6 protein-coding genes are annotated in these 6256 nt (G+C 70.3%); 5 read left to right on the top strand and 1 reads right to left on the bottom strand.

Annotation, left to right across the window (positions count from 1 at the left end):
* Positions 1-21 precede the first annotated feature (21 nt).
* The gene (locus ACFP2V_RS02880; protein ID WP_381204846.1) at positions 22-639 is read right to left on the bottom strand and encodes a hypothetical protein; all 618 of its coding nucleotides are present in this window, start codon (positions 637-639) and stop codon (positions 22-24) included.
* Positions 640-1225: 586 nt separating this feature from the next.
* Between ACFP2V_RS02880 and ACFP2V_RS02885 the strand changes: the two genes are divergently transcribed.
* From ACFP2V_RS02885 to ACFP2V_RS02905, 5 genes are all read left to right on the top strand, one after another.
* The gene (locus ACFP2V_RS02885; RefSeq protein ID WP_381204848.1) at positions 1226-1657 is read left to right on the top strand and encodes an NfeD family protein; all 432 of its coding nucleotides are present in this window, start codon (positions 1226-1228) and stop codon (positions 1655-1657) included.
* Positions 1658-1661: 4 nt separating this feature from the next.
* Positions 1662-2702 (top strand): SPFH domain-containing protein, encoded by a 1041-nt coding sequence (locus tag ACFP2V_RS02890; protein WP_381204850.1) that lies wholly within the window; start codon positions 1662-1664, stop codon positions 2700-2702.
* Positions 2703-2830: 128 nt separating this feature from the next.
* A complete protein-coding gene (locus ACFP2V_RS02895; RefSeq protein WP_381204852.1) occupies positions 2831-3799 on the top strand; it encodes a phosphorothioated DNA-binding restriction endonuclease in 969 nt (322 codons plus the stop codon).
* A gap of 255 nt (positions 3800-4054) precedes the next feature.
* On the top strand, positions 4055-4258 hold the full coding sequence (locus ACFP2V_RS02900; RefSeq protein ID WP_042163016.1) for a cold-shock protein: 204 nt from the start codon (positions 4055-4057) through the stop codon (positions 4256-4258).
* A gap of 302 nt (positions 4259-4560) precedes the next feature.
* Positions 4561-6117: a DEAD/DEAH box helicase gene (locus tag ACFP2V_RS02905; protein WP_381204855.1), complete on the top strand. Its 1557-nt coding sequence runs from the start codon at positions 4561-4563 to the stop codon at positions 6115-6117.
* Positions 6118-6256: the final 139 nt, after the last annotated feature.

Raw genomic sequence — 6256 nt, forward strand, 5'->3', positions numbered from 1 at the left:
GGGTCGGCTTCGTGGCCGCTCTCAGTCCCGGGGCAGGACATCGGAACGCTGCTCGAACAGCACGCCGCCGTCCTCGGCGTACGCCATGACCGTGAAGCCGGTGTCCGCCGTCGAGGCGTCGCCGAAGGCGTGGTACGTCCCCCAGCCCGGATCGCCCGGCAGGCTCAGCATGGTGGCGGTGTGGCGCGGTCCGGAGTCGAGGACGATGTCGATCCCGGCCGGTGGGGTGTCCGCGCGGAAGGCTCCGTGGAAGAGGACGTGGTCCTCGTCGACGTACGTCCCGGAGCTGAGGCTGTCGGGCCGGATGTTGTCGCCGCTGTGCTTCCGGGCCTGCTCGACCGACTCGCCGATGTCGCCGGGGCCCACGACGGAGTTCTGCCGGCCTTCCGGCAGGAGCCCCATCTTCGCGCCCCGGCCGATCTCCACCGGCCGGTAGGGCCGCACGACGCGCGGCCCGGCGGTCCGGGAGGCGGTGGGCCGGGCGGACGCCTGCACGGCCGCCGCTTCCCGCGCCTCGCCGCCGGCCTTCTCCCCGGCCACGGCGGGCGGCGCCGCGCCGTTCACGGCGAGGGCCGTACCGCCCCCGCCGACCAGGGCCAGGGCCGCGACTCCGGCCGGGACAAGCCTCTGCGTCCTCATCCGTTCTCCAGTCGTCGGTGGTTGGTTTGGTTGGTTACACCTCTCAGACGGTGTGAGGACCCGGCACCTATGTCATCGCGCAGCACGTTTTTCTCCCGCGGCGGGTCGCTGCGATCACACGTCATCGACCGGCCGGAGCCCCGGCGGCCGCGGGGGCGAGCTGCGCGCGTCGGGGCCGCGGGGCGGCCGGCGCCTGGTGCCTGGTGCCTGGTGCCGGCCGGGAGATCAGCGGCACGGCGTCGGTGTGGCGGTTCAGCGCCGGCAGCATCCGCCGGGCCCCGGGAGAGCGGGCCATGGCCGACCCGGTGCGCAGCGCGCCGGGTCCACCGCCCCGAGCAGGCGGACCGGCCCGTGAAGACGGCACCATGGAGGAAAGGAAAACGGCCCGCCAGAAGAGATTCTTTCTTCCAAGAGTGGGTAAAGTGAGAGTAAAGTGTGGAATAGTCAATTCCAGCGGGTGTCGCACCACCCCATCTTCGCTCGTTCGGTAGGTTTTCCTCCCTCAGGGGTACCGCTGCCCTCCCTTGTCAGGGTCCAATGGTGGGACCAAGCCCTCCGCGCCCGCGCCGGTCGGAAGAGGTACGCAATGGATCTTTGGCTGATCTGGTTGGTCATCGCAGCTGTGCTGGCTTTGGCGGAGATCTTCACCCTCACCGCCGCGCTCGGGATGCTGAGTGCCGCCGCACTGGTCACGGCGGGGTGCGCCGCGCTGGGGCTTCCGCTGCCCCTCCAGTTCCTGGTGTTCGCCGTCGTCGCCACCGTCACCGTGCTGTTCCTGCGCCCCATCGCGGTGCGCCACGTGCTCCAGCCCCAGGTAGCGCGATTCGGTATAGACGCACTGGTCGGCAGGGCTGCCTACGTCGTCTCGGAGGTGTCGGGTCTGGGTGGCAGGGTTCGTATCGACGGTGAGGAGTGGACGGCCCGCGCCTACGACGAGACGCTGGTGATTCCTCCTGGCAAGACCGTGGACGTCATAGAGATCAGCGGCACCACAGCGTTCGTCTACCCCCGGGACTGAAAACATGGAGACCTCTGCGTTTCTCATCGTCGGCCTGATCGTCGCGCTGATCGCGATCTTCACCGTGATGCGGGCGGTGCGCATCGTTCCCCAGGCGCGCGCCCGTAATGTCGAACGGCTCGGCCGCTACCATCGCACGCTGACTCCCGGCCTCAACCTCGTCATTCCTTACATCGATCGCGTTCACTCGGTAATCGACCTGCGGGAACAGGTCGTCTCCTTCAAACCGCAGCCGGTCATCACCGAGGACAACCTGGTCGTCGAGATCGACACCGTCCTGTACTTCCAGGTCACCGACCCGCGAGCGGCCTTCTACGAGATCGCGAACTTCCTTCAGGCCGTCGAGCAGCTGACCGTCACCACCTTGCGCAACGTCGTCGGCTCCATGGACCTGGAGAAGACGCTCACCTCACGCGACACCATCAACAGCCAGCTCCGCGGCGTGCTGGACGAAGCCACCGGTAAGTGGGGGCTGCGAGTCAACCGGGTGGAGATCAAGGCCATCGACCCCCCGCAGACCATCAAGGACGCGATGCAGAAGCAGATGCGCGCCGAGCGGGACAAGCGGGCCGCGATCCTCGGGGCCGAGGGACAGCGCCAATCTCAGATCCTCACCGCCGAGGGCGACAAACAGGCCGCCGTCCTCCGCGCGGAGGGCAACCGTACCGCTGCGATCCTGCAGGCCGAGGGCCAGTCCCGGGCCATCGACGAGGTCTTCCAGGCCGTGCACCGCAACGACCCCGACCCCAAGCTGCTCGCCTACCAGTACCTCCAGACCCTGCCGCAACTCGCGCAAGGTTCGGGCAACAACTTCTGGGTGATTCCGAGCGAGATCACCTCAGCGCTCCAAGGCGTGTCCAAAGCCTTCACCGAGCAGTTGCCCCGGTCGCCGGCCACCATCGAGAAACCTGTCGACGACGACATGGCCGCCCAGGCCGCCAACGACACGGCGCAGGCCGCAGAAGCCGCCGCCGAGGCCGTCGCCGACGCCGCCAAGGCCGACGGCGCACTCCCGGGCGCACTCCCGCCAGATCCGCCTCGCTGACAGCGAGTGACCCGTGTCTTCACCCTTCCCGCGTTCACGGCGTCGTGTCCGCGTGGCCCTCGCCACGTCCCCTCCGGGCAGGGCACACGCGGATCGTGATCGACGGGGCACCACTACGATCGCCGGTCATGGACTGGCTTGAGCGTGCGGCGGAGCTGAGACAGTGGACCAGAAACGGGACACGCGCGCCGCACAAGCCGCTGCTCCTCCTGTACGCCCTCGGCCGGTTCCAGCGGGATGCCGACGGTGAACTGCGCTACAGCGCGGTGGAGGACGACCTCAAGCGGCTGCTGGACGAGTACGGTCCGCCCCACAGGACCACTCCCGCCTACCCGTTCCACCATCTGGTGAGCGACGGCGTGTGGGAGGTGCGCACCGACCGCGGTCCGGGCAGCCCCGGCAGCGGCGTACGGGAGCTGCGGACCCTCGGAGCCGCGGGGCGGCTGGCGCCGGAACTGCGCGCGGCACTGCGCCGCGAGCCGCCGCTGCTCGGCCGGATGGCACGGCTCCTGCTCGACCTGCACTTCCCGCCCTCGCTCCATGCCGAGCTGTGCGAGTCCGTCGGCCTGGAGCCGGAGCCGGCGGAGCCCGAACGGCTCTCGGCCGTCGTGCGCAGGCGGCGGGACCCGAGGATGCGGGAGCGGGTCCTGACGGCCTACGAGTACCGGTGCGCCTTCTGCGGCTACGACGGCAGGATCGGCGCGCTCCCGGTCGGGCTGGAGGCCGCGCACGTGCGCTGGTGGGCGTTCGGCGGCCCCGACGACGTCGACAACGGGCTGTGTCTGTGCTCACTGCACCACAAGCTCTTCGACAAGGGCGTCCTCGGCATCGAACGGGGATCCCCCCGCTCATGGGGGTCCCCCCGCTCGAGCGAAGCCGAGAGTGGGGGAGAAGCCGAGAGTGGGGGAAGTCACCGCATCCTGGTCTCGCAGCGCTTCGTCGGCCACAGCCCCGCCGCCCGCGAGCACGTCACAGCACTCGCGGGCCGCCCGCTCATCGGCCCCCAGCCGGGCACCCGCCCCGTCGCGGCCGCCCACTGTTCCTGGCACACCGACCAGGTCTTCCACGGCAACCCACGCCCCGCCCCGGTCTCCTGATCACCCGCACCCCGGGCGTCGACGACCCGGCGGGGCCGGTCTCGGACACCGGCGCCCCACCCGTGTTATCGTGAAGAGTTGCAGTTTTGGTTACCAGAGGCTTGTGAGTGCTCTTCCGACCTTCCGTCGACGAGCACTCTTTTTCGTTCCTGAGAAGCTTCGCGGCTTTCCGGGAACAACAGCCGGGTGGATCATTGTTGCGACCACGGGCCCACAAGGTGTGGGCCCCGGGCACTGCCCAAAAGGAGATACAGCATGGCATCTGGCACCGTGAAGTGGTTCAACTCGGAAAAGGGCTTCGGCTTCATCGAGCAGGACGGCGGCGGCCCCGACGTGTTCGCCCACTACTCGAACATCGCCAGCTCCGGTTTCCGTGAGCTTCAGGAAGGCCAGAAGGTTACCTTCGACGTCACGCAGGGCCAGAAGGGCCCGCAGGCCGAGAACATCGTTCCCGCCTGACGCGTATACGCTGACACCGGCGTCGGTACCCGACGCCGGCACGCAGTGCGTGGCCGGGATCCCGCACCCCTGTGGCGCGGGGCCCCGGCCCACTGCGTTCCCCGGCCCGGCAACGAAGCCGACGCCGTACCCGTGCTCGCGGCCCGCCACTCGCGGCCGCCTGCCGCTGTTTCACTGATGTCATTGATGCAGTGATTCACTGATTCACCGTTTTTCGGCTCATTCTTGCGAATTCTCATGCGGCCAGCACCTCGCCGTCGGGAGGAATTCCTCGATACGTGCCGCATCGAGGAAGGTTCCGCATGAACCGCAACCACACAGCTCGTTCGAACAACAGCGCCGGCAACACCGGCTCGTCCCGCTCCCGTACGGACAAGGCCGCGGGCTCCGCGGGTTCCGGGCGGGGAGGCCGCGTCCGTTCCCAGGGGTCGGGCGGCCGCCAGGGCGGTCCGTCCCGCGGCGCCGCCCAGGGCGGACGCAGCAGCGGCCGCGGGGGTCGTCCCGCCGCGTCCGGCGGGGAGTTCGCGCCGCCGGTCACCCTCACCCCGGCGCTGCCGCCGGTCGGGATGTTCACCGAACTCGACATGCCCGAGCAGCTGTTGACCGCTCTGAGTGCCGAGGGCGTGACCACCCCGTTCCCGATCCAGGCCGCGACGCTGCCGAACTCGCTGGCCGGCCGGGACGTACTGGGCCGCGGGCGTACCGGCTCGGGCAAGACGCTGGCCTTCGGCCTCGCGATGCTGGCGCGTACCGGCGGACAGCGGGCCGAGCCCCGGCACCCGCTGGCGCTCGTCCTCGTCCCCACCCGGGAACTGGCCCAGCAGGTCACCGACGCTCTCACCCCCTACGCCCGCGCGCTGCGCCTGCGGATCGCCACGGTGGTCGGCGGCGTGTCGATCGGCCGGCAGGTGAGCGCCCTGCGCGGCGGTGCCGAGGTCGTCGTCGCGACGCCCGGCCGGCTCAAGGACCTCATAGACCGGGACGACTGCCGGCTGGACCAGGTCGCCATCACCGTCCTCGACGAGGCCGACCAGATGGCCGACATGGGCTTCATGCCGCAGGTGACCGCCCTGCTCGACCGGGTGCGCCCCGGCGGCCAGCGCATGCTGTTCTCCGCCACGCTGGACCGCAATGTCGACCGTCTGGTGCGCAACTACCTCCACGACCCCGTCGTCCACTCCGTCGACCCGTCCGCGGGCGCGGTCACCACGATGGACCACCACCTGCTGCACGTGGACGACGACGACAAGCACGCCACCACGACGGAGATCGCCGCCCGCGACGGACGCGTGATCATGTTCCTGGACACCAAGCACGCCGCCGACCGGCTGGCCAAGAAGCTCCTGGCCGTCGGTGTGCGGGCCTCGGCCCTGCACGGCGGGAAGTCCCAGTCCCAGCGGACCCGGACCCTGACCCAGTTCAAGGACGGACACGTCACGGTCCTGGTGGCCACCAACGTCGCGGCCCGTGGCATCCACGTCGACAACCTGGACCTCGTCGTCAACGTCGACCCGCCCAGCGACCACAAGGACTACCTGCACCGCGGCGGACGCACCGCCCGCGCCGGTGAGTCCGGCACCGTCGTCACGCTGGTCCTGCCGCACCAGCGCCGGGAGATGTCCCGCCTGATGGCCGACGCCGGCATCACCCCGCAGACCACCCGGGTACGTCCGGGCGGAGACGAACTGAACCGCATCACCGGAGCCCAGGCGCCGTCGGGCGTGCCCGTCGTCCTCACTCCGCCGCCCGCCCAGAACCAGCCCGCGCGCACGGGTTCCCCGTCCCGGAGCCGGCGCAGCCGCCGTCCCGGGCAGGCGGCCCGCCGCAGCGCGGCCGGCAAGGGCAAGGGCGGCCGCTGAAGGGCTGTTGAAGGACCGCCGAAGGGCCGTTGAGCGGTCACTCCGTGGGCGCTGAGGCGGTGCTCCGCGGGTCGCCGTGCACCGTGCGGTAGTCCGGGACGAACGGCGGTGCGAGGTGCGGGTGGCGGCGCCTGTGGGT

The sequence above is a fragment of the Streptomyces incanus genome, from assembly GCF_042656345.1.
GTDB lineage: Bacteria > Actinomycetota > Actinomycetes > Streptomycetales > Streptomycetaceae > Streptomyces > Streptomyces incanus.

Excerpts from the sequence above, each read along its gene's own strand:
- ACFP2V_RS02880 (WP_381204846.1), bottom strand. The coding sequence starts at position 639 with ATGAGGACGCAGAGGCTTGTCCCGGCCGGAGTCGCGGCCCTGGCCCTG.
- ACFP2V_RS02885 (WP_381204848.1), top strand. The coding sequence starts at position 1,226 with ATGGATCTTTGGCTGATCTGGTTGGTCATCGCAGCTGTGCTGGCTTTG.
- ACFP2V_RS02890 (WP_381204850.1), top strand. The coding sequence starts at position 1,662 with ATGGAGACCTCTGCGTTTCTCATCGTCGGCCTGATCGTCGCGCTGATC.
- ACFP2V_RS02895 (WP_381204852.1), top strand. The coding sequence starts at position 2,831 with ATGGACTGGCTTGAGCGTGCGGCGGAGCTGAGACAGTGGACCAGAAAC.
- ACFP2V_RS02900 (WP_042163016.1), top strand. The coding sequence starts at position 4,055 with ATGGCATCTGGCACCGTGAAGTGGTTCAACTCGGAAAAGGGCTTCGGC.
- ACFP2V_RS02905 (WP_381204855.1), top strand. The coding sequence starts at position 4,561 with ATGAACCGCAACCACACAGCTCGTTCGAACAACAGCGCCGGCAACACC.